General features: G+C 58.9%; 21 protein-coding genes and 1 tRNA gene. 9 read left to right on the forward strand and 13 right to left on the reverse strand.

Annotated features, from left to right (window positions below):
• Positions 1-2: 2 nt before the first annotated feature.
• The 5 genes from FY152_00905 (at position 3) to FY152_00925 (ending at position 6,048) form a co-directional block, all read left to right on the forward strand.
• Positions 3-386 carry a hypothetical protein gene (locus FY152_00905; GenBank protein ID UXS30714.1) on the forward strand — a complete coding sequence of 128 codons (384 nt, stop codon included), beginning with the start codon at positions 3-5 and terminating at the stop codon, positions 384-386.
• 129 nt (positions 387-515) lie between these two features.
• Complete coding sequence (gene fliF, locus FY152_00910) at positions 516-2,198, forward strand: flagellar M-ring protein FliF (protein UXS30715.1); 1,683 nt, start codon at positions 516-518, stop codon at positions 2,196-2,198.
• A gap of 371 nt (positions 2,199-2,569) precedes the next feature.
• A complete protein-coding gene (locus FY152_00915; protein UXS30716.1) occupies positions 2,570-3,301 on the forward strand; it encodes a helix-turn-helix transcriptional regulator in 732 nt (243 codons plus the stop codon).
• A 52-nt stretch (positions 3,302-3,353) separates the two neighbouring features.
• Positions 3,354-4,055, forward strand: coding sequence for a helix-turn-helix transcriptional regulator (locus tag FY152_00920; GenBank protein ID UXS33173.1), 702 nt, complete (start codon positions 3,354-3,356; stop codon positions 4,053-4,055).
• A gap of 145 nt (positions 4,056-4,200) precedes the next feature.
• Positions 4,201-6,048, forward strand: a complete 1,848-nt coding sequence (locus FY152_00925; protein UXS30717.1) for a HAMP domain-containing protein — start codon at positions 4,201-4,203, stop codon at positions 6,046-6,048.
• Positions 6,049-6,100: 52 nt separating this feature from the next.
• Here FY152_00925 and FY152_00930 read toward each other — a convergent pair whose 3' ends face one another.
• Positions 6,101-9,610: a hybrid sensor histidine kinase/response regulator gene (locus FY152_00930; protein UXS30718.1), complete on the reverse strand. Its 3,510-nt coding sequence runs from the start codon at positions 9,608-9,610 to the stop codon at positions 6,101-6,103.
• A gap of 283 nt (positions 9,611-9,893) precedes the next feature.
• Here FY152_00930 and mscL point away from each other — a divergent pair, with 283 nt between their 5' ends.
• The 3 genes from mscL (at position 9,894) to galE (ending at position 12,989) form a co-directional block, all read left to right on the forward strand.
• Positions 9,894-10,322, forward strand: a complete 429-nt coding sequence (gene mscL, locus FY152_00935) for a large conductance mechanosensitive channel protein MscL (protein UXS30719.1) — start codon at positions 9,894-9,896, stop codon at positions 10,320-10,322.
• Positions 10,323-10,475: 153 nt separating this feature from the next.
• Positions 10,476-11,642, forward strand: coding sequence for a pyridoxal phosphate-dependent aminotransferase (locus FY152_00940; protein UXS30720.1), 1,167 nt, complete (start codon positions 10,476-10,478; stop codon positions 11,640-11,642).
• Between the two features lie 315 nt (positions 11,643-11,957).
• Positions 11,958-12,989, forward strand: a complete 1,032-nt coding sequence (gene galE / locus FY152_00945) for a UDP-glucose 4-epimerase GalE (protein UXS30721.1) — start codon at positions 11,958-11,960, stop codon at positions 12,987-12,989.
• Positions 12,990-13,001: 12 nt separating this feature from the next.
• Here the strand turns inward: galE and FY152_00950 are convergent, their stop codons facing one another.
• The 10 genes from FY152_00950 to FY152_00995 form a co-directional block, all read right to left on the reverse strand.
• Positions 13,002-13,838 carry a hypothetical protein gene (locus FY152_00950; GenBank protein UXS30722.1) on the reverse strand — a complete coding sequence of 279 codons (837 nt, stop codon included), beginning with the start codon at positions 13,836-13,838 and terminating at the stop codon, positions 13,002-13,004.
• Between the two features lie 151 nt (positions 13,839-13,989).
• The gene (gene yacG, locus FY152_00955; GenBank protein UXS30723.1) at positions 13,990-14,217 is read right to left on the reverse strand and encodes a DNA gyrase inhibitor YacG; all 228 of its coding nucleotides are present in this window, start codon (positions 14,215-14,217) and stop codon (positions 13,990-13,992) included.
• A gap of 3 nt (positions 14,218-14,220) precedes the next feature.
• Positions 14,221-14,844, reverse strand: coding sequence for a Maf-like protein (locus FY152_00960; protein ID UXS30724.1), 624 nt, complete (start codon positions 14,842-14,844; stop codon positions 14,221-14,223).
• Positions 14,845-14,877: 33 nt separating this feature from the next.
• On the reverse strand, positions 14,878-15,096 hold the full coding sequence (infA, locus tag FY152_00965) for a translation initiation factor IF-1 (protein UXS30725.1): 219 nt from the start codon (positions 15,094-15,096) through the stop codon (positions 14,878-14,880).
• A gap of 143 nt (positions 15,097-15,239) precedes the next feature.
• The gene (locus FY152_00970) at positions 15,240-15,728 is read right to left on the reverse strand and encodes a low molecular weight phosphatase family protein (protein ID UXS30726.1); all 489 of its coding nucleotides are present in this window, start codon (positions 15,726-15,728) and stop codon (positions 15,240-15,242) included.
• Between the two features lie 2 nt (positions 15,729-15,730).
• Positions 15,731-16,204, reverse strand: coding sequence for a UPF0262 family protein (locus FY152_00975; GenBank protein ID UXS30727.1), 474 nt, complete (start codon positions 16,202-16,204; stop codon positions 15,731-15,733).
• A 3-nt stretch (positions 16,205-16,207) separates the two neighbouring features.
• Positions 16,208-17,506, reverse strand: coding sequence for a histidinol dehydrogenase (gene hisD / locus FY152_00980; protein ID UXS30728.1), 1,299 nt, complete (start codon positions 17,504-17,506; stop codon positions 16,208-16,210).
• Between the two features lie 134 nt (positions 17,507-17,640).
• Positions 17,641-18,081 (reverse strand): DUF2948 family protein, encoded by a 441-nt coding sequence (locus tag FY152_00985; GenBank protein ID UXS30729.1) that lies wholly within the window; start codon positions 18,079-18,081, stop codon positions 17,641-17,643.
• 113 nt (positions 18,082-18,194) lie between these two features.
• A complete protein-coding gene (gene murA, locus FY152_00990) occupies positions 18,195-19,487 on the reverse strand; it encodes a UDP-N-acetylglucosamine 1-carboxyvinyltransferase (GenBank protein ID UXS30730.1) in 1,293 nt (430 codons plus the stop codon).
• A gap of 102 nt (positions 19,488-19,589) precedes the next feature.
• Positions 19,590-19,856, reverse strand: a complete 267-nt coding sequence (locus tag FY152_00995; protein ID UXS30731.1) for a hypothetical protein — start codon at positions 19,854-19,856, stop codon at positions 19,590-19,592.
• 155 nt (positions 19,857-20,011) lie between these two features.
• On the opposite strand from FY152_00995, the gene FY152_01000 reads away from it, so the two are divergent.
• A tRNA-Thr gene (locus FY152_01000) sits at positions 20,012-20,086 on the forward strand.
• On the opposite strand, the gene FY152_01005 is transcribed toward FY152_01000, so the two are convergent.
• Both FY152_01005 and FY152_01010 read right to left on the reverse strand, forming a co-directional pair.
• Positions 20,065-20,232, reverse strand: a complete 168-nt coding sequence (locus FY152_01005; protein UXS30732.1) for a hypothetical protein — start codon at positions 20,230-20,232, stop codon at positions 20,065-20,067. The genes FY152_01000 and FY152_01005 overlap by 22 nt on opposite strands.
• A gap of 60 nt (positions 20,233-20,292) precedes the next feature.
• On the reverse strand, positions 20,293-21,624 hold the full coding sequence (locus tag FY152_01010) for a flagellar hook associated protein (protein UXS30733.1): 1,332 nt from the start codon (positions 21,622-21,624) through the stop codon (positions 20,293-20,295).
• Between the last annotated feature and the right edge of the window lie 171 nt (positions 21,625-21,795).

Consider the following 21,795-nt stretch of genomic DNA (forward strand, 5'->3'; position numbering starts at 1 on the left):
CAATGCAGATTGCAGACCACACCGGCACCACTCCGTTCGAAGAAGCCTTGCCGGACGTTCTGATGCGCGTGGTATCGGAACTGCACGACGTCGCCTATCTTATTGAGCGCATCGAGCCACAACTGCTGGAAGTGACCAGCGGCGAATTGTCCAGCGATGGCGTCAAGCTGCTGCAGGGCATCGATCTTGCCGTTCAGAAGACCCGCGGCCTCGCAGAGTTCATCGATACCATCACAGGCTCCATTCCCGGTGACTGGATCGTGGACGTCTCGACGGCACTCAGCCTCGTCAAGCTTGCCGAAATGCAAAAGGCGCTGGGCGCTGCGTTCCGCCACGGCCATTCCCAGCCGCTCGACAAGGCCTCCGGCGACTTCGACCTGTTCTAGACCTTCCGGCTGCCATTCATCCCTCCTTCGCGGATAACGGAGAAAGGCAACGCTCGCGCAAGCTTCGCACCCTATTGTCACCACGGGGCCAAAAGGTCTCGGACTCTATGAATGACGGTGCGGAACAGAATGAATCTGTTAAATCAAATCCCTCAGGTCTTGAAGAATGTCGCGGCGCTGGGTCAGACACGGCTTCTGATGCTGGGCGGCGTGGGCGTTTTGTCCATGGCCGTTATCCTTGCAGCGGCACTCTATGTGAACCGTCCCGCTTACGAGACCCTTTATGTGGGACTTGAAAAGAGCGACCTCAACAAGATCAGCATTGCGCTTGCCGAATCGGGGCTGGACTTTCAGGTTGGAACCGATGGTGCGAGCCTCCAGGTTCCCGTCGGGCTCACCAGCAAGGCGCGTCTGCTGCTGGCCGAGCGCGGCCTGCCGGACAGCGCCAATGCCGGTTACGAGCTTTTCGACAATGTCGGCTCTCTCGGCCTGACCTCCTTCATGCAGGAAGTGACGCGGGTTCGCGCCCTTGAGGGCGAAATCAGCCGCTCCATCCAGCAGATCGACGGGGTTGCGGCCGCACGCGTCCATATCGTCATGCCTGACGTCGGCAATTTCCGCCGTGGTGAACAGAAGCCCACGGCATCAGTCATGATCCGCGCCAGTGCCACCGCCGGGCGCAAGGCCTCCGCCTCCATCCGTCACCTCGTCGCCTCGGCCGTTCCCGGCCTTGAAGTCGATGACGTGACCCTGCTTGATTCGACGGGCCAACTTCTGGCCTCCGGTGACGATGTCACCAATGCCGCCATGAACCGTTCGCTGACACTGGCGCAGAACGTTCAGCAGGAAATCACCACCAATATCGACAAGGCGCTGGCACCTTTCCTCGGCATGGACAATTTCCGCTCCAGCGTCACGGCGCAGCTCAATACTGACAGCCGCCAGATTCAGGAAACCGTCTACGATCCGGAATCACGCGTCGAGCGCTCTGTCCGCACGGTGAAAGAAGATCAGAAGTCCCAGGAAACGCAGCCCGACACGGCAGCGACCGTGGAGCAGAACGTGCCCCAGGCAGCGCCGCAGGGCGGTGCCGGTGGTCCACAGTCTTCCGACCAGTCTGCGAAGAAAGAAGAACAGACCAACTACGAGATCAATTCCAAAACGGTCGCCACCGTCAAGAACGGCTATACCGTCGAGAAGCTTTCGGTCGCCGTGGTCGTCAACAAGGGCCGCATCGCCAAGATGGTCGGTGAACCCGCCGATCAGGCCAAGATCGATGCCTATCTTGCCGAAATGCAGAAGATCGTAACCTCGGCTGCGGGCATTTCTTCCGATCGCGGTGACATGGTCACTCTGACTGCCATGGACTTCCTGGAAACGCAGCTGCTCGACGAAGCCGCAAGCGGACCGGGCATCATGGAAGTGCTCAGCCGCAATTCGGCAGGCATCATCAATTCGCTCGCCTTCGTCGCCGTCGCCTTCCTTGTCATCTGGCTCGGCGTACGTCCTCTGGTCCGCACGGTTGCCGGCAACGGTGCTGCCGCAGGCCAGCTCAGCCAGGAGGCCGCAGGTCTCGAACTGCCGGATTTCTCCCCTGGCATGGATGCGGGTGCAGGTGGACTCATGGAAGGTTTCGGAGCGGATTTCGGCTTCGACAGCACCGACGACCTTCTGGCTGGCGGCGACAGCGAAGGCACCTTCAACCGCCGGGTTCGCGAAGGACCCGAGCGCAGGCTCTCCCGCATGGTGGAAATCAGCGAGGAAAGAGCAGCCAAGATTCTTCGCAAATGGGCGGTGGAAAAAGCCGCGTGATTTTGAAAAAGGCCGGGTTTACCCGGCCTTTTGCGCATTTACGGACTTTTTGGTATGTTTGTCAGGCGCGCGGCTGCATTCTCGTTTCAGGACACTGTTTACAAAAAATTCAGCAACGATACAGTTTGCTGGGAATAGGCTGAGAATGCCGTTTATGGATTGGCCAGCTTTTCAGTATGTTTTTTTAGCAATAGACGAGCAGGGAAATACGTGGAAAGGCTGTTGTCAGGTAATGGCAAATTCCGGTCGGTTCCATAAAATGAAGTGATTCGGTCTCCGGGGGCGCGCCATCCCGTTTTGGTAAGCTTCTCGAATGGAATGATTCCATCCCGATGTATAATCTCCCACTGGGAGCAAGAGGGCGTAGGCGATTGAAAGTCGATGTTGATATCCGCAGGCTGTCTGCCAAGCCTATGGAGGGCATGGGTAAGCCCTTGCCGCGCGACCAGCTTGCCAAAAATGTCGCTGCCACGGCTGCCGCCGGTAACGTTTCAGGCGCGCTGGATCTGCTTGTGACCTATGCTGGCGCCTCGCATTATCTGCTGGCGCGGGATGATCTTCTCGAAGAAACCGGGCTGAAATTCATCGTCACATCCGATTGGCCCTTCGATCTGGTGCGCAGGCTCGGCGTCGAACTGACGAACAGCCAGAACAGATCGAGCGAAATGGAAAAATGCCTTTCGCTTCTGAGGCCCCGATTGCTTTTCCTTCCAGACGACGTTTCCGTTCCCTACGGTATCGACCGGCAATATTCGGCCCTGTCTTTCTGCGTCGGCCGCATCCGGCTGTCGCTGCTGCTGCTGTTTCCTGAAAATGCCGTTCCTTTGCCGGAGCGTCTGCGCGAAATTGCCCTGCTGACGGGTTATTGCGTCAGTTTCGGCATCGCCAGCGAAGCAAAGGCGGTGCGGGATATCGATCTCACCGAGCGTGAGCTCGAGTGCCTGTTCTGGATCGCCGAAGGCAAGACCAGTGACGAAATTGCGATGATCCTTGGCATTTCTCGCAATACGATCAATAATTACATTACAAGCGTGATGCGTAAAACCGCGACAAAAACCCGCTCGGAGGCAATCGCCTACGCCGTGCGCAACAACCTTGTATAGGCATCGAACGATGGTACAGACGAAGGACAATGAGGGTTTTGGTCAAACGGGGATGTTTCACCGCAGCCCGGTCGTGACAACCCGGTCGGACCTGTTTCCGAAACTCGTCGCCATGCAGAAGCTGGTCGGCGCGCGAAATTTCGTGGTGACGAAAGCCGCTGCTTCCGGCTTCCCCAACAAGAAGAAGATGACCTGTGAGCTGGAAAACTGGGGCATGAATGCCGCGGAACAGAGCACCCAGTTCATCCGCGCCGTCGGCGATATTCTTCTCGACCATATTGAAACGTCGCTGCTGCCGGTCATCTGGCGCAACAAGAATGCCGGCGGCTTCGCCGATCTTCCCGATGTGCCGGCTCTCTTGCGCCGGATCGAGAACGATACCTTGCCCTATGCGGGCCTGGCCCTGCCGGTGCGGCTTGGCACCATCGGCAACGGCTATATCGTTTTCTGCGGCAGCAATCTCGTTCTCGACAATGAGGTCGTCATCGAGCAGCACATCAAATGCTGCGAGATCATGGTCGATATGCTGGCGTTGGACGAGCGCAAGGCTGCACCGTCGGAAGCCTTGAGCGAGAGGGAAATTGCCTGCCTGCAACTGGCGGGTGATGGCCGTATCAGCGAAGAGATTGCGGTCAAGCTCGGGCTTTCCGTGCACACCGTCAATGCCTATCTCGGTTCGGCAACGATCAAGCTTGATTCCGTCAACCGCATTCAGGCGATCGCAAAGGCGATCCGTCTCGGTTACATCCATTGATCCTGGACGGGGCTTCCCGTCCCGCATAAGCCGGGCGGGCGCCTGCCGGCCTTGTGCAGCCCCTAAAAGGTGCTATCGACACTTCGCGTTTTTTTAACAGTTGCCTACTAGAACTTTTATAAGTTTGGCTTTGGGGAACTGTTTCATGTACAACCGGCTCTTTAAGTCCGTTGCTGGCAAGGTCGTCGCCTTGACGATCGGCCTGATCACGCTCAGCGTGGCGGCAGTTGGTTTTTCGACCTACATTCGCTTGAAGGATAACATCATCACCACCGCGCTGCGTGATACGCACAGCGCAATGCGCGGCATGGCAATCCTCTACGAGATGAAGGTCGGCGGCGTTGCCCTCGAAATGGTGGATGGCGATTTGAAGAGCGTGGGCCGCGCCAGCATCGGAACGATGCGCGACAATGATCTCGTCGATCGCACGGCAGCCGGCAACGGCGGTATCTCTACTGTTTTTGAAGCCAAGGCCGGCGAGTTCATTCGCCTGACCACCAATCTGAAGAACGAAAAGGGTGAAAGAGCAGCCGGCACCAAGCTTGCTACCGATCATCCCGCTTTCCCGAAAGTTTCCAAGGGTGAGGCCTATTTTGGCACCGCCACGCTGTTCGGCACCAGCTACATGACCGGTTATATGCCGGTTACGAACAAGACCGGCGCAACCGTCGGCATCCTGTTCGTGGGTATTCCCATGGATGTCTACGATGCGCAGATATACAGCCTGCGCGACATGATGCTGATCTGCGGCGCGCTCGCCATGCTTGGCGTCGGATTGCTCGCCTATTTCGTCATCAAGCGTACGCTTCAGCCGCTTGGCAAGCTGACCGATGCGGTGAAGTCCCTTTCGGATGGTAATCTCGATACGCCGATCCCCTATGCCACGAACAGCAACGAGTTCGGCAACATCGCCCGCGCTCTGGTGATATTCCGCGAGAATGCGCTTGAGAAGCTGGCGATCGAAGGGAAGAGCGCCGAGGAACGCTCGATGGCGGAAACGGAACGTCACCGCAACGATGCCGAGAAGCAGGAGCTGGACGGCCAGATCGAATTTGCGGTCGGTGAGATCGCCTCCGGCCTTGGCAGACTGTCGCGTGGTGATCTGAGCCGCACGATCGAGGCGCCCTTTAACGGCCGTCTGGACCGGCTTCGCACGGACTTCAACGAATCCCTTCTCAACCTGCGCGATGCGCTGGGGCAGATCCGGGAACGCACGCTCATCATCCAGCATAGCGGCTTTGAAATCGAGCAATCGTCGGTCGATCTGTCGAAGCGCACCGAAAACCAGGCAGCCTCTCTGGAAGAGACCGCCGCTGCCGTCGACGAAATCACGGTGACCGTCAGATCCTCGGCCGAGCGTGCACGGGAGGCCAATGAGGCCGTGCGCGTCACCAAGCAGAGCGCCGACAGTTCCGGTTCGGTCGTCAGCAATGCCGTTGACGCCATGGGCCGTATCGAAGGCGCCTCGCGCAAGATCGAGCAGATCATCGAGGTCATCGACGACATCGCCTTCCAGACCAACCTTCTCGCCCTCAATGCCGGCATCGAGGCGGCGCGTGCGGGTGAGGCTGGCAAGGGTTTTGCCGTCGTGGCGCAGGAAGTACGCGAGCTTGCGCAGCGTTCCGCCGATGCGGCGCGTGAAATCAAGCAGCTCATCAACCAGTCGACGCATGAAGTCAGCTCCGGTTCGAAGCTGGTGCAGGAGGCGGGCACGGTTCTTTCCGCCATCAGCCGGCAGATCGTCACCGTCAGCCAGCATGTCGAAACCATCGCGACCGCGACGCAGGACCAGTCTTCTGCGCTTCACAACGTCAACAGTTCCGTCAACCAGATGGATCAGATGACCCAGCAGAACGCCGCCCTTGCCGAACAGTCCAGCGCGGCGAGCAGGGTGCTGTCCGGTGAAGTGGAGGCGCTGCTCGATCTGGTTCAGCGGTTCCAGATGGAACAGGGCTCAGTGACCGGCAGGGATCGGTTGAGCCGCGCGGCCTGAGAGGCGCATTCAGAAAGCAAAGAACTCCCGGATCGCAAGATCCGGGAGTTTTTCATTCTGCCGCCGCGCGGGCCGTGCTGGATATCTGGTTGATATAGGCGCGCAGGGCTGCCGGCTTGACCGGTTTGTGCTGGACGGAAATTCCGTATTTTTCCGCATCGCTGCGCACTTCCGGGCTGCGGTCTGCCGTCAAAAGCAGGGCAGGGATCGTCTTGCCGTAGAAAGTCCTGATGAGACGGATAGCGCTGATGCCGTCGCCATCGTCCAGATGGTAGTCGGCAACGATCACGTCGGGTGCTGCGGTCAGCGTCAGGAACGGTTCTTCCAGCGTCGCCACCGACCCTGCGGGTAGGACCTCGCAACCCCAGCCCGACAACAGCAGCGTCATGCCCTCAAGGATTTTCGGCTCGTTGTCGATGCACAGGACCCTGATACCGTGAAGGCGATCGCTCGCCGCTGGATTGACGATTGTACCGCTGGCTTTCGCGGGTGCGATCCGGTCCGCCTCGCGCGGCAGGTGGATGCGGAAGGTCGTGCCCTTGCCGGGTGTTGAAATCAGCTGCACTGGATGGTGCAGCATGCGCGACAGCCGGTCGACGATGGAAAGGCCAAGCCCGAGGCCCGACGCTGTCTTTGCCCCTTCATCCAGCCGGGCGAACTCCTTGAACACCGTGCGGAATTTGGAGGCGGGAATACCGATGCCGGAATCCGTCACCTGAATGACGACCTCGCCGCCCCGGCGGCGCGCGCCGACGACGACTTTACCCGTCAGCGTATATTTGATGGCGTTGGAGACCAGGTTCTGTATCAGCCGCCGCAGCAGATTGGGGTCCGAGCGCACCGTCAGCGACGTGGGCATGACCACCAGATCGAGGTTCTTCTCCTGTGCCATGGGCGCAAAGTCAGTCTCGATGCGTTTTAGCAGCTCATTCAGCGGCACCGAGGTCATGCGCGCCTTCATCGAACCCGTGTCGAGGCGGGAAATATCGAGCACCGCGCCGAGAATCGTCTCGACCGATTCGAGCGCCGAATCGATATTCTGCACGAGATCGCTTTCCCCCGATGCGCCAAGCCGCTCGACGAGCGAGGAGGAATAAAGGCGGGCTGCATTCAGCGGCTGAAGAATGTCGTGACCGGCGGCGGCGAAAAACCGCGTCTTGCCGATATTCGCCTCATCGGCGGATGCCCTTGCCTCCGCCAGTTCACGATTGACGCGGGTAAGCTCGACGGTGCGTTCCGCCACACGCTGTTCCAGCGTTTCGTTCGCCTGTTTTAATGCCTGGTCGCTCGCCACCCTCTGGGTGATGTCGGTGAAAGTGGCGACGATGCCCTTGTCCGGCATGGTGTTGGAGCGCACTTCGATAATCCGCTCGCCGCCCGCAAGCACCAGCGAGAAGGGCAGGTCCATGGTCAGGAAACTGGTGATAAGCTCATTCGTGTCGCCGGCCGGCATGTCGCCGCGCTCCTGCAGCATGGAAACGATATCCGTGAGTGGCACCCCGACCTGACCGAATTGCTCGGGCAGATCCAGCAGGGTGCGGAAGCGTCGGTTCCAGATCGTCAGCTGCTGAGAACTGTCGAAAACGGCAATGCCCTGATCCATCTGCGCAAGAGCAGTCTGCAGCATGTCCTGATTATATTGCAGGGCTTCGCTCGCCTGATCGAGCAGCCAGGCCGTGTCCGCGCTGGTATCCTCCGCTTTCTGGAGAATGATCGAAAGCACGAGCCGGGCCGAGGACGAGCCGATGGCGCTGCCGAGCAATTGTTCGGAGAAATGAATGAGCGCCATATCGGCGGGCTGCTCGTCATTAAGCTTTCTGCCCGCCGTTTTTTCATAGGTCGCCAGCGAGCGCAGCATGCGCTCTTCGCCGAGATAACGGGCGATCGCGCTTTTGAGGTCGCCAACGCTGACGCGGGTTTTCCAGCCGCGCGTGGCGAATTGCGATTTCGAATGGCGCTTGACGAAGATACCGGACTGGATGCGTTCCACCGGACGCGGATTGCGCGAGAGCGAGCCAAGCACGAAAGCGAGGCTGTTGACCAGCAGGCTGAGAATGACCGCATTCACGAATGGATCGGCCTCGGGACCGTTGAAGACCGTGCTGCCCGAAAACAGGAAACCGAGAATATTCGCCGCGACCTCGGAATTATCAGGCCCGCCGAAGCTTGGCAGAAACAGCAGATAGGCCCAGACGAAAAAGCCCGAGCTGAGACCCGCAATTGCGCCGCGCGCATTGGCCCGGCGCCAGAACAAGCCGCCGAAGAGGGCAGGGGCCATCTGGGCTATGGCCGCAAATGCCAGGAGGCCGATGGAGGCAAGCCCGGTTGCACTGTCTGCGGCACGGTAATAGCCGTAGCCCAGAAGCAGGACCGCAAAGATCGCCGTTCTGCGGATGTTGAGCAGTGTTTTGGCGAAGTTGTCCCGGTGCGGCGAACGGTTCAGCAGCTTTTGCCGCAGGAAGATCGGCATGACGATGTCGTTGGAGATCATGATCGACAGTGCAACCGAGGCGACGATCACCATCGCGGTCGCGGCCGAAAATCCGCCGATAAAGGTGATCAGCGACACGACCGGCATCTGATGGGCGAGCGGCAGTTGCAAGACGTAAAGATCGGCATCGCCATTTGCGCCGAGCGTCAGAATGCCGGCCAGTGCGATCGGCAGAACGAAGATGTTGATGGCAATGAGGTAGAGCGGCAGCAGGAAGCCCGCCATGCGCAGCTCTTCCGGCGTGCGGTTTTCCACCACGGTGACGTGGAACTGACGCGGCAGAAGAATGATGGCGAAGCCGGAAAGCAGCGTCATCACGATCCAGCGGCTGATGGGCGTATGGTAGGATATGGCCTTCATGGCCTGTTCATTGCCGGAGGCAAGCTGCCACAGATGCGAGGGACCGTCGAAAAGCACAAACAGGACGTAAAAGCCGACCGTGCACATGGCGACGAGCTTGACGAGCGACTCCATCGAAATCGCCAGGATCAGCCCATCCTGATGCTCGGTGGCATCGGTGTGGCGCGTGCCGAACATGACGGCGAAGCCGGCCATGACGATGGTGACGACCAGCGGCAGATCGAGGAAATAGAGATTGCCGCTGCCGATGCCGTAATCGCCGGGATCGACCATCGTCGCCACCGAGTTGGAAACGGCTTTCAATTGCAGGGCGATATAGGGAATGGCGCCGACGAGCGCGATGATGGCGACGATCATCGCCACGGTGGAGTTCTTGCCGTAGCGGGCGGCGATGAAATCCGCAACCGATGTCAGCTTTTCCGTTTTCGCCAGTTCGACGATGCGGCGAATGATCGGCATGCCGATGGTGAAGGCGAGGATCGGCCCGGTATAGATGCCGAGGAATTCCAGCCCCCTGTCGGCGGCAAGCCCGACGCCGCCGAAATAGGTCCATGACGTGCAGTAGATCGCAAGGCTAAGCGCATAGACGAACGGTCGCCCTTTTTTCGGGGCGTTTCTTTTCCGGCTGTTCCTGTCCCCATAACTTGCAACCGCAAACAGCAGCAGGACATAAGCGAAGGCCGAACCGAATATGATCCACCCAGGAAGCACGCATCCTCCCCATGCCAGAATTCCCGAATAGGAGCATAGGCGAATTCCGTGCCGTTGAGAATGAGCGCGGTCTGATCATAAAGTTCAAGATGAGAGCATTTCCAATAAAAGTGCGCAGCGGTTTTATGCCCGGAAAATGCGTAGAAACAGAATGCTGGCGTGCAAAAAAGCTAATAAATGCAATCTTGGCGAATTCCAAATGGGGTAAGGAAGCTATATGGTTGAGCGTGTAGGGACAGTCACATAGCTTCAGCTCGCGAAGCAGGAGAGAGGGACAATCTGAATGCTTAACGAATTTAAAACCTTCATTGCCCGCGGCAATGTCATGGATCTGGCCGTGGGTGTGATTATCGGAGCGGCTTTCAGCAAGATCGTCGATTCCGTCGTCAACGATCTCATCATGCCGATCGTCGGCGCGATTTTCGGCGGTTTCGACTTCTCGAACTACTTCCTGCCTCTGAGTTCCGGCGTTACCGCCACCTCGCTCGCTGCCGCCCGCGATCAGGGCGCCGTTTTCGCCTATGGCAACTTTCTGACGGTTCTTATCAACTTCCTCATCCTGGCCTGGATCATTTTCCTGATGGTCAAGGGCGTCAACAAGCTGCGGGCCTCCGTCGAGACCAAGAAGGTCGAGGAAAAGGCGGAAGCAGCGCCGCCGCCGGAAGACGTCAAGCTTCTCACCGAAATTCGCGATCTGCTGAAGACGCGTTAAGATCGGAATTATCCCCGGCCTGGTCGCTGGCCCATGCGGGCGGCGCTCTCTGGCCGGGGATTGATCCATAAAGAAAATCCATGACCGCCTCACGGAATATCATGCATATCGGCTGCTCCATGGGATAAGAAGACACCAAACGGAGTGTCTTTAATGTCCATTTTGAACAGTCTGAGTGCACGCTCTCTGGCGGCTCCCGAGAGCGGCATTGTTGAAGTCGTGAACTATGCCCGGGGACGGGACAATCTTCTGCCGCTTTGGGTCGGTGAAGGCGATCTGCCGAGCCCGGACTTCATCAACAAGGCTGCCATCGACGGGCTCAACAATGGTGAGACCTTCTATACCTGGCAACGCGGCATTCCAGAATTGCGACAGGCGCTCAGCAGCTATTACGAGCGTCACTTTGCAGCCAGGCTTCCCCCTGAACATTTTTACGTAACAGGGTCCGGCATGCAGGCGATTGCGCTCGCCGTGCAGGCGCTGACGTCGCCGGGCGACGAGATGGTCTATCTCACGCCCACCTGGCCGAATATCGTCGCTGCCATCGGCGTGGCGGGCGCAAAGGCCGTTCCTGTTGGCATCGATTTTCACGACGGTCGCTGGGATCTGGATATCGGCAAGCTGGAAAGCGCGATCACCGGCAAGACCAGGGCGTTGTTCATCAACACGCCGTCCAACCCGACCGGCTGGACAGCGACACGCGACAATCTGCGCGATGTTCTAGCGCTTGCCCGCAAACATGATCTCTGGATCGTGGCAGATGAGATTTATGCGCTTTACCACTATGCCGGCACGCGCGCGCCGTCCTTCCTCGATGTCATGGAACCGGACGACAAGATCGTTTTTGCCAATTCCTTCTCGAAGAACTGGTCCATGACCGGCTGGCGCGTCGGCTGGCTCGTGGCGCCGCCCGCCATCGGGCAGGTGATCGAGAACCTCATTCAATATTCCACGTCCGGCGTAGCGCAGTTCATGCAGCGCGGCGCGGTTGCGGCACTCGATCACGGCGACGGGTTCGTCCGCGAGAATTACGAACGCGCTCTGACATCCAGAGATATCCTTTGCGATGCCCTGATTGCAACGAACCGTGTGGAAACCCTGAAGCCTGATGGCGCCCTTTATGCCTTCCTCAAGATAGACGGCGTGACGGACAGCCGCGCCACGGCGCTGGATATCGTCGACAAGACCGGCGTCGGCCTCGCGCCTGGCACCGCTTTTGGCGAAGGCGGGGAACTGTTCCTGCGCGCCTGCTTCCTGCGCAACCCCAAACAGATCGAAGACGCGGCCGATCGTCTGGCGTCTTACATTCTCGGCCGATAAATCTTTGCCCTGCCGCGCCGCGCATCATGCTGCGCGGCAGGTGCAAATCTGCCCCAGAAATCACGATGAGCTGCGAAAACTACAACCCCACGGCGTAGCCATCGACGTGAGCGCATTTCTATGCTATGCGCTGATTGTTCCTTTTATGAGAACATTTTCATCTAATAAATAAAAAGCACTTTATTGCGCTAACCAATCGTAAGCCACCTTTTCAGAGGGCTGAGGGTTTGATGGCGTATTCGCTGTGCAAGTAATCAATGATGAAGAATTATTGGCTTTGATGGGATCAAGAAAAGCAAACAGGGAAGTAATGTCATGGCTGTTCTTGTTACCGGTGGGGCCGGTTATATTGGAAGCCACATGGTGTGGGCTCTGCTCGACGCCGGGGAAGAGGTCGTTGTTGTCGACCGGCTTTCGACGGGATCGCGCTGGGCGATAGCACCGGCGGCGCGTTTCTATCTGGGCGATGCGGCGGATCGCACATTGCTTGGCCAGATATTCGAAGAAAACCAGATCGAGACCATTTTCCATTTCGCCGGCTCTGTCAGCGTTCCTGAATCGATCAGCCGGCCGCTCGAATATTACGAAAACAATACTGGCACGACCCGCGCCCTCGTTGCGGCAGCGGTCGGCCATGGCATTCGCAACTTCATCTTTTCCTCGACAGCAGCCGTCTACGGAAACCAGCCCTTTGATGGCCCGGTTCCGGAAACGGCGATCCTCAGCCCGGAAAATCCCTACGGCCTGTCGAAACTCGCTTCCGAAATCATGCTGCGCGATGTCGTGCAGGCGCATGATTTCAACTATGTGGCGCTGCGTTATTTCAACGTTGCGGGCGCTGACCCGCAGGGCAGGGCCGGTCCTTCCCCCACGGGCGTCGCGAACCTCATCAAGGTAGCATGCGAAGCGGCCACCGGCCGACGCGACCGGGTCGAAGTTTATGGAACCGATTATCCGACGGCAGATGGCACGGGCGTTCGCGATTATATCCATGTCAGCGATCTGATCGACGCGCATATGCTAGCCATGGCGCATCTGCGCGCCGGCGGCGGCACACGAACGCTCAATTGCGGTTATGGCGTGGGCTACTCGGTGCTGGATGTCCTCAACACGGTGCAGCGGGAATCGGGGCGGGATTTCCCGATCATCCATTGTCCGCGCCGCGCCGGCGATATTGCGACAATGGTGGCAGATTCCGGCCGTATCCAGTCTGAGTTGGGCTGGCGCCCGCGGTTTGATGATCTGACCACCATCGTTCGCACTGCGCTTCAGTGGGAAGCCAAGCGTCAGGCGCAGCAAAAGGACAGGATCCCTCCGGTCCGTCGCAAGCTGGCGGCGATAGGCTGAGCCGCCTTTGCATCAAGGATTGTGCTTTTCCTTGATGGAAGGATAGAGGGTCGGTCGGTCGGAAACGGCGGCGGGCCGAAGCCATCGGTCCCTGTCGAAAAAGCTGCGTGTCATCTTCAGTCCCGGTGATTGTTCCGTCGCCAGCAAAATCACGTTCAGACGATGCGGAGCGGTCGGCTCCGGCTTTACGGAAACGGAAATGCCGAAGTGCTGTGCCTGATAGGGCTGCATCCTGCGCGCCGGCTCCAGCATGTTGGCCAAATCACCCCAGCGGGTTTGTCCGACGATCATGGTCAGCGCATCACCAAGCCGTGTCAGAATGACGGCTCCATCCGGTGTCTCGGGTGCAACGGCCTTCATCCTGATGGAGCGAACTTCGCCCGACGCCTCGCCCCTGATCTCCAGGAATAACGATGCCCGTTCGGCAATGTCTGCTGTACTCCCGGCGGCAAGATCGGCCATACATTCAAAATTACGGATATTGACCGGGCTGGCGTGCCAGCCCTGCGGGTTTGAAAAACCCTCAGCGGTAAAGCGGTCGCAGAGATCCTTGCCGGAAAGCACGAAGTCGCGTGCAAATGATGCGCGCACGCCTGCCTGCTCGAATTTTAACAGGTGAGGCGGCAGATCGAGTTTTTTGGGGGCGGGCTTTTGCCGTTTGACGGGCTTTATCTTTTGCGGCGCTTCGGCGGAACTCGTCGCGGACGCCAGGTTGAGATAGGTCATCAGGCTTTTGAGGTGCTTTCCGTCATTGGCAAGCAGCACCGTCGCCAATATGGCGCAACAAACTGCCAGCACCGCAAATAGCAGCGCGCCATGGCTCACTCTCTTTTGCAAGCTTGCGTCCATTGCCGGACCTTAATGGCTGCCGGGGAGGGCGTCAGCCGGGTTTCAATATGGATTTTCGGGCAGTGGGTAACCCGGGAATTATATATTACGGGCGCAGGCCCTGAAAAAATATCATGCAATTCACCGCCGGAGTTTCCGGCGGTTCGGGATGTTATTCGGAGGTATTCCTGCCGGTATCCTGTCCGCCGGCGCTGCTTTCATCATCCGCGACGGGAATGGCGTAAGAGCCGTTCAGCCAGCGGGCAAGATCGAGCGAACGGCAGCGATCCGAACAGAAGGGATAGTCATCCCGGTTCGAGGGTCGCCCGCATTCCGGGCATGGCTGTGATTTCCGAAGCGGCGTGACATTTCCCACGCCTTCCTGGGATGGTTTTGCCATGATCTATCCTTCGAGCCAGCCTGACGTCACCTCAAATCCTTCGCCGGTAAGAAGCGACATTGTCTCATAAAGCGGCAGGCCGACAACATTGGTATAGGAACCCGTCAATTTCTGGACGAACGAACCGGCAATCCCCTGGATACCGTAGGCGCCTGCCTTTCCACGCCATTGCCCGGAGGCAATATAGGCATCGATCTCGCGTGTGGAGAGGCGCTTGAAGCGCACCTTGGTTTCCGCCACCTTCTGGCGGATTTTGCCGCCGGGTGTCACAAGGCAGATGCCGGTATAGACCCAGTGGCTGCGTCCCGAGAGAAGATGCAGCGCCGCCGAGGCGTCTTCAGTATATTCTGCCTTGCCGACGATACGACGACCCACGGCCACGACGGTGTCGGAACCGAGAACATAGGCGTCTTTCCATGCCTGCTCGCTTTTCAGCGCCGCATGGGCCGCCTCGGCCTTCTGCTGCGACAGGCGACGGCACAGCGTTCGCGGATGCTCGAGCTTCGCGGGCGTTTCGTCGATGTCCATCGGCATCAGACGTGCCGGCTCGACGCCGATCTGATGCAGCAGTTCCAGACGCCGCGGCGAGCCGGATGCCAGAACGAGCTTTTGTTTTGAGTTGGTCATTGCGCTGCCCGGGCGTCCGATGCCGAAAACGGATTACTTGAAGCGGTAGGTGATGCGGCCCTTGGTCAGGTCGTAAGGTGTCATTTCGACCAGCACCTTGTCGCCCGCCAGAACGCGAATACGGTTCTTGCGCATGCGGCCCGCGGTGTGGGCGATGATTTCGTGCTCATTCTCAAGCTTCACGCGGAATGTTGCGTTCGGCAGCAATTCGGTTACGATGCCCGGGAATTCAAGGACTTCTTCTTTTGTCATGTAAGGGTTTTCTTCCTGTTGATAGTGCCGGACATATCGAGTCCGGGAAAATTGCGCGGAAACTACACAATCCCGGCACATTTGTGAACCTCTAAAGCATCGGCTTGAAAATCGCGATTGATTTTAACAGGCCAAGGCAGTTTTCAGTCTTTTGAAAGCGTATCCGCCACCGGCTGCTGCCTTCTCGGCAGTCGTTCCGAGATCAGCTTTGCCAGATGGTCCCGTACCTCGCGATAGGCGTCGAGAATCTGCTCGCGCGTGCCGGTGATCACCGTTGGGTCCATGGTCGGCCAATAGACCACATCGAGCGAATTCGAGCGGGTCAGTTCCAGGGCTGCGTGGTGGGCTTCGGGTGTCAATGTAATGATCAGATCGAAAAAATCATCCTCGATCTCGTCCAGAGTGCGCGGCTTGTGCTTGCCGAGCGAAAAACCCTGTTCTTCCAGCACGGCATCCACGAAGGGATCGCGCTCGCCCGCCCGCACGCCGGCGGACTGTATATAGATACCGGGCGCCACCAGCCGTTTGGCGATGACCTCGGCCATGGGGGAACGGATGGAGTTCATGCCGCACATGAAGAGAACCGATTTGGGCGCTCGTCCCTCATTTGGCGCTGCGGCAGGATCGCTCATCTCTAACCCCGCCAATAAAGCACGCAGACAAGGGTGAAGAGGCGGCGCGCCGTATCGAAGTCCACTTTGATCTTGCCGGAAAGCCGGTCCATCAGTGTCTGCGACCCGTCATTGTGAATACCCCGCCGGCCCATGTCGATCGCCTCGATCTGGCTGGGGGTGGAAGAGCGTATCGCCTCGTAATAGCTTTCGCAGATCAGGAAATAATCCTTGATGATGCGCCGGAACGGCGTCAGCGACAGGATATGGGTCGCGACATCCTTCTCGTCTTCGGTTCGGATCGAAAAAACCAGCTTTGCGTCGACCAGCGAGATATGCAGCCGGTATGGCCCGCCGACATGGCCAAGCGGCTCGAAGGTGTTTTCCTCGATCAGGTCGAAAATGGCGACGGCGCGTTCATGCTCCACGTCGGGCGTGGACCGGCCGATGCTGTCGTCCAGTACCACGTCGCAGAGCCGGAAATCGCCTGAAGCCATCGCTTAACTTTCCGGATTGAGGCGGATTGCGACGGAACGCGCATGCGCGTCCAGCCCCTCCGAACGGGCAAGTGTGATCGCCGCCGGTGCGAGCTGGCGCAGCTGCTCGGGGCCGAGGCGCAGGATCGAGGTGCGCTTGACGAAATCCAGCACCGAAAGGCCGGAGGAGAAGCGCGCCGAGCGTGCCGTCGGCAGAACGTGGTTGGAGCCGCCGACATAATCGCCGATCACCTCAGGCGTATGGCGTCCGACGAAGATCGCGCCTGCATTGCGGATGTGGGCCATCAGCGCATCCGGGTCATCGACGGCAAGTTCCAGATGCTCGGCGGCGATGCGGTTGGCCAGCGGAATGGCGTCGGTGAGCTTGTCGACCAGAATGATTGCGCCGAAATCAGCCCAGCTTGCCGCCGCCGTCTCGGAACGTGACAGACGCTTCAGCTGCCGCTCGACAGCGGCCTCAACCGCCTTGCCGAGTTCGGCATTGTCGGTGATCAGGATGGATTGCGCGCCGCGATCGTGCTCCGCCTGGGCGAGAAGATCAGCTGCCAGCCAGTCCGGATCATTGTCCCTGTCGGCAATGACGAGCACTTCGGAGGGGCCGGCGATCATGTCGATACCGACAGTACCGAAGACCTGGCGCTTGGCGGCCGCCACATAGGCGTTACCTGGACCGACGATCTTCGCGACCGGCGCGATGCTTTCCGTGCCATAGGCAAGAGCTGCGACAGCCTGCGCGCCGCCGATGCGATAGATTTCCTCGACGCCCGCAATACGCGCCGCAGCCAGCACCGCCGGATTGACCGCGCCGCCATTTGCCGGCACGACCATGACGATGCGTTCCACACCGGCAACCTTGGCCGGCACGGCATTCATCAGCACCGAGCTTGGATAGCTGGCGGTGCCGCCGGGTACATAAAGGCCAACGGCTTCGATGGCGGTCCAGCGCGAGCCGAGACCCACGCCGATATCGTCCTCGTAAATGTCGTCCTTCGGCATCTGCCGTGCATGGTGTTTTTCGATACGCCGGGCTGCGAGTTCGAGGGCCTCGATCACGCTTGCATCGACGGCGGCAAAGGCCGCATCGATCTCATCCGCCGTCACCCGCATCGAGACCTTGGAAAAATCGATGCCGTCGAATTTCAGGGAGTAATGGGCAAGGGCCGCATCGCCGCGATGGCGGACATCGTTGATGATGTCGCGAACGGTCGCGTTGACGTCTTCGGAAACTTCTCTCTTGGTTGTCAGGAAGGCAGCGAATTTCTGTTCGAAATCAGCCGATGCCCGCTCCAGCCAGATTGCCACGCCATTACCCTTTCATTGTCCCTGCGGGCGATCCCGCAAGGTGCACGAACTTACCGCAGCAATAATTGCGGTTCTGGTATGTGGCATAAATCGAAACGGTGACGAAAGGCAACCGTTGCAGTGGTGTGGAGCGCTTATTCGCTATCGGGATGATGCGGTTTGGCGGCCGTTTCCCAGGCGCCGCTCACATCGGTCAGCTGCGCCTCGATGCATTCGACGTCAAGCGCGATTGCGCCGCCGCCCGAAAGCGTGAGCTCAACGGCTCCATCCGGCCCTTCGCCGTTCTGCACGAAGCGAATGGCGAGAAGCGAAAGCACCTGTTCCTTGTCGTCGCGGTTGATGCCGTGCGAGCGAACGGCGGAGACCCGCTTCAGGAAAACGACGCTGCGGCAGCGTTCCGGCGGCAGGGCCTTCTTGTTCGTGCTTTCCCAGACGAAACGATTGGCGGAAAGCGTGAATTGCCCGTGCTTCGGCTCGAAGGCGACATCCTTCAGCTTGAAGACGCTGTCCTGCATATGCGTTGAGATGACGGAGAGATCTTCATTATCCAGCGCGAGCAATTTCAGGCCGCTCATCGTTTTTTCCTTTTCCGCGGGCTACGGCCCGCAATGTCTATTTCTTGCTATTGAAATAGGCAGTCGCGGGCCGCTCTGCAACGGGTAGAAACGGATGTGCGGCGATGAAAGGATCAATCGCTGACGCGTTCGACCAGCGCACCGCAGCGGGTGAGCTTTTCTTCGAGGCGTTCGAAGCCGCGATCGAGGTGGTAGACGCGCGAAACCATGGTCTCGCCTTCCGCCACCAGACCGGCAATGACCAGCGACACGGAAGCGCGCAGATCGGTCGCCATGACAGGCGCACCCTTCAGGCGGGAAACACCTTCGATACGGGCCATCTGGCCGGAGAGCGAAATCTTCGCGCCGAGACGGGCCAGTTCCTGCACATGCATGAAGCGGTTTTCGAAGATCGTCTCGGTAATGTGGGAAACGCCCTGCGAGCGGGTCATCAGCGCCATGAACTGCGCCTGCAGATCGGTGGGGAAGCCGGGGAAGGGCTCGGTGACGATATCGACCGGCTGAATGCCGTTGCCGTTACGCACGACGCGCAGGCCGGTTTCCGTGTCGCTGATGCCAACACCCGCAAGCCGCAGCGTGTCGAGCGCATTGTCGAGCAAGGATGCGTGCGTGCCTTCCAGCACCACGTCACCGCCGGCCATGGCAACCGCCATGGCATAGGTGCCAGTCTCGATACGATCAGGCAGAACCCGGTGGCGGGCGCCCGAGAGCGAGGTAACACCCTCGATGGTGATGGTGGAGGTGCCGGCGCCCTCGATCTTTGCGCCCATGGCAATGAGGCACTGCGCCAGATCAACGACTTCCGGCTCGCGCGCGGCGTTGTGAATGACGGTGGTGCCTCTTGCAAGGCTCGCTGCCATCAACATCACATGTGTTGCGCCGACGGATACTTTCGGGAAGGTGTAAACCGCGCCGATCAGGCCGCCCTGGGGGGCTGTCGCGTTGATGTAACCGCCGTCGATCTCCATCGTCGCGCCGAGCGCCTCAAGACCCTCGATGAACAGGTCGACCGGGCGCGTGCCGATGGCGCAGCCGCCGGGCAGGGAAACGCGGGCGCGGCCTTCACGGGCCAGAAGCGGGCCGATGACCCAGAAGCTGGCGCGCATCTTGGAAACCAGCTCGTAAGGGGCGGTGGTGTCGACAATGGTGCGGCAGGTGAAATGCACGGTGCGGGAATAGGCCTCGCCCTGGCTCTCGCGGCGGCCATTGACGGAAATATCGACGCCATGGTTGCCGAGGATGCGGATGAGCTGCTCCACATCGGCCAGATGCGGAACGTTTTCAAGCGTCAGCGTATCGCTTGTCAGAAGCGATGCGATCATCAAAGGCAAGGCGGCGTTTTTCGCGCCGGAGATGGGAATGATGCCGTTGAGCTTGTTGCCACCCGTAATTCTGATGCGATCCATGCGTCCCTACGGGCCTTCGCCCGCCTTTCTTTATCTACCTTGCGGAAAGGCGCGTCCTTAGACGAGTTTCCGCGGCGTTTCAATTTTATGCTGATGAATTCTCTATGAGGATGATTCGTCCGTTTTTGCGGCAGGCAGGCCAATCGTGTCATCCGCATCGCCGGCACGGCGCGCACGAACCTGCTGTTTGCGCTTCATGAGGTTTTCGCGCAGCTTCTTCGCCGCCCGCGCCTTGCGTTCCGCCTCGCGCTGGCGCGCCTTCTCGCCGGGGCCAGCCTGCGCGTTGGCGTTTGCCGCCGGGGCGGACGGCTCCGCGGAAGCGCCGGGGGAAACCCCTGCCTTCGCCTGTTTGTCATGATGTTCGTTCATAAATTCAGCAATATCCGAAAAATACGTTTTTCAACAGGGGGCATGCTTTTTTGCGCCGCTTGATGAAGAATATCGTTTTGCGACTTGCGCTCGTCAAAAACCTATGGCAATAGGCCGCCACGCTTGATGCTGAAGCAAACGCTTCGGCACCGGATGCTGCTATAGCTCAGGGGTAGAGCACTCCCTTGGTAAGGGAGAGGCCGAGAGTTCAAATCTCTCTAGCAGCACCATTTTCCCCCAATGTAATCAAATATTTACGCGTGAATTTAGCTGTCGTGGCCGATGCTATTTGCGGTATCTGCGCGCCCTTTTTGCGCACGCCGGACAGCTTTCGGCAAACGGGAAAACCGCGCCTCTTGCGAAGCGCGGTTTCCATATCCGAATATTCTGTTGCTGCCAGAGCGGGACGAAACCGCCCGTAGCCAACGGGCGCCGCTTACTGGCGGAATAGCGACAGGATATTTTCGGAGCTGGTATTGGCGATGGAGAGTGACTGGATTGCCAGCTGCTGCTGTGTCTGGAGAGCCTTGAGCTTGGTGGACTCTTCGTTCATGTCCGCATCGACGAGGCGGCCGATGCCCTTGTCGATGGAGTCGGTCAGCTTCGAGACGAAATCTTCCTGCAGGTCCAGACGCATCTTGATGGAACCGAGATCGGCACTTGCGCTGATGACCGATTCCAGCTGGGTATTGACGAACTGGATCATGTTGTCGAGACCGTCATTTTCAGTCAGTGGCTGACCGCTGGCATTCGTCAATCCGCCGAGATGTTTGGTAATGTCGAGGTCGATCAGCGAGTAGTTAAGCTTCTGGGCCATCTGCGAATCCGCGGCGACGGTTTCGAGATAGATATTATTGTTGGACGAGCCGCCCGTTCCGATTGTGGTGACGGTGGTGCCGGCGGCGGGCGCAGTATTGTTGGCCTTGACATAAAGGGCTTCGCCAGCGGCGTTTTCGCCGATCTTGAAGTAGGTGCCGTTATCTTTCGTGGCGGTTGCTGCGGCAACGGTAACAAGGCCGGTCGTTGCGTCTGCAGCTGAAACCGTGGTTGTCGAGCCCGACGGGAAGGCCAGAAGCTGAGCTTCTGTAAATACCTTTGCAGTGTGGAGCGTGGTTGTGGAAACGCCTGCGGTTGTCGTCGTAATCTCGAACTGCTTCAGGACGCCGGTGTCGGAATAATAAGCGGCGCTGTCGAGAATGCCGTTCTTCGTCGTACCCGTCGAGGTGTCGAAAAGCGCCGTCTTGTTGTCGACCTGAATATCGATGGTCTTGACCGCAACATTGCCCGCGCCATCGCGGATAAAGGAGCCGACGACCTGTTTGATGATTGGCGTGAGATTGCCGGTGGCGTCGCTGATCTTGCCCTTCAGCCAGTTTTCGCCGGAGAAGGAGGCGGATTCGCCGATGCTCTTCAACTGGTCCTGAAGCTGGCTGATTTCTTCCTGGATTTTCGCCTTGTCGACGCCGGCTTCGCGGGCCGCAACCAGCTTCTTGCTGATTTCCTTGACGACATCGACTGTGGTTTCCATGGCCGAATAAGCGGTGTCGACCTTTGCTGCGCCGAGGCCGAGGGCGTCCTGAACGGCGGAAAGCGCACCATTGTCAGAGCGCATGGTGGTCGCAATCGACCAATAGGCGGCGTTGTCGGAGGCGGTCTTGACACGCAGGCCGGAGGAGACACGCGATTGCGTTTCTTCCATGCTGCTGCCGATGGCGCGAAGGGTCTGCAGGGCGGCCATTGCCGCGACGTTCGTCAAAATGCTGGTCATAATTATTTGCCCCTTGATTGGCTGAAATGAAAAGGGACATTCCGGATTGCCGCCGGGAACGATCGCGCGGCTTGATGCCTGTTAACCTCTTTTTCGTCTTGGTTAACCAATCGTTTCGATGACTAGGTTTTAGGCGGCAAATGGTTAACAAAGCCTAAATCAACGGAACGA

It is taken from the genome of Agrobacterium tumefaciens (assembly GCA_025560025.1).
GTDB lineage: Bacteria > Pseudomonadota > Alphaproteobacteria > Rhizobiales > Rhizobiaceae > Agrobacterium.

Excerpts from the sequence above, each read along its gene's own strand:
- FY152_00970 (UXS30726.1), bottom strand. The coding sequence starts at position 15,728 with ATGAGCGATCCTGCCGCAGCGCCAAATGAGGGACGAGCGCCCAAATCG.
- galE (UXS30721.1), top strand. The coding sequence starts at position 11,958 with ATGGCTGTTCTTGTTACCGGTGGGGCCGGTTATATTGGAAGCCACATG.
- FY152_00950 (UXS30722.1), bottom strand. The coding sequence starts at position 13,838 with ATGGACGCAAGCTTGCAAAAGAGAGTGAGCCATGGCGCGCTGCTATTT.
- FY152_00975 (UXS30727.1), bottom strand. The coding sequence starts at position 16,204 with ATGGCTTCAGGCGATTTCCGGCTCTGCGACGTGGTACTGGACGACAGC.
- yacG (UXS30723.1), bottom strand. The coding sequence starts at position 14,217 with ATGGCAAAACCATCCCAGGAAGGCGTGGGAAATGTCACGCCGCTTCGG.
- FY152_00925 (UXS30717.1), top strand. The coding sequence starts at position 4,201 with ATGTACAACCGGCTCTTTAAGTCCGTTGCTGGCAAGGTCGTCGCCTTG.
- FY152_00940 (UXS30720.1), top strand. The coding sequence starts at position 10,476 with ATGTCCATTTTGAACAGTCTGAGTGCACGCTCTCTGGCGGCTCCCGAG.
- FY152_00920 (UXS33173.1), top strand. The coding sequence starts at position 3,354 with ATGTTTCACCGCAGCCCGGTCGTGACAACCCGGTCGGACCTGTTTCCG.
- infA (UXS30725.1), bottom strand. The coding sequence starts at position 15,096 with ATGACAAAAGAAGAAGTCCTTGAATTCCCGGGCATCGTAACCGAATTG.
- FY152_00905 (UXS30714.1), top strand. The coding sequence starts at position 3 with ATGCAGATTGCAGACCACACCGGCACCACTCCGTTCGAAGAAGCCTTG.
- FY152_01010 (UXS30733.1), bottom strand. The coding sequence starts at position 21,624 with ATGACCAGCATTTTGACGAACGTCGCGGCAATGGCCGCCCTGCAGACC.
- fliF (UXS30715.1), top strand. The coding sequence starts at position 516 with ATGAATCTGTTAAATCAAATCCCTCAGGTCTTGAAGAATGTCGCGGCG.
- FY152_01005 (UXS30732.1), bottom strand. The coding sequence starts at position 20,232 with ATGGAAACCGCGCTTCGCAAGAGGCGCGGTTTTCCCGTTTGCCGAAAG.
- FY152_00995 (UXS30731.1), bottom strand. The coding sequence starts at position 19,856 with ATGAACGAACATCATGACAAACAGGCGAAGGCAGGGGTTTCCCCCGGC.
- FY152_00985 (UXS30729.1), bottom strand. The coding sequence starts at position 18,081 with ATGAGCGGCCTGAAATTGCTCGCGCTGGATAATGAAGATCTCTCCGTC.
- murA (UXS30730.1), bottom strand. The coding sequence starts at position 19,487 with ATGGATCGCATCAGAATTACGGGTGGCAACAAGCTCAACGGCATCATT.
- FY152_00960 (UXS30724.1), bottom strand. The coding sequence starts at position 14,844 with ATGACCAACTCAAAACAAAAGCTCGTTCTGGCATCCGGCTCGCCGCGG.
- mscL (UXS30719.1), top strand. The coding sequence starts at position 9,894 with ATGCTTAACGAATTTAAAACCTTCATTGCCCGCGGCAATGTCATGGAT.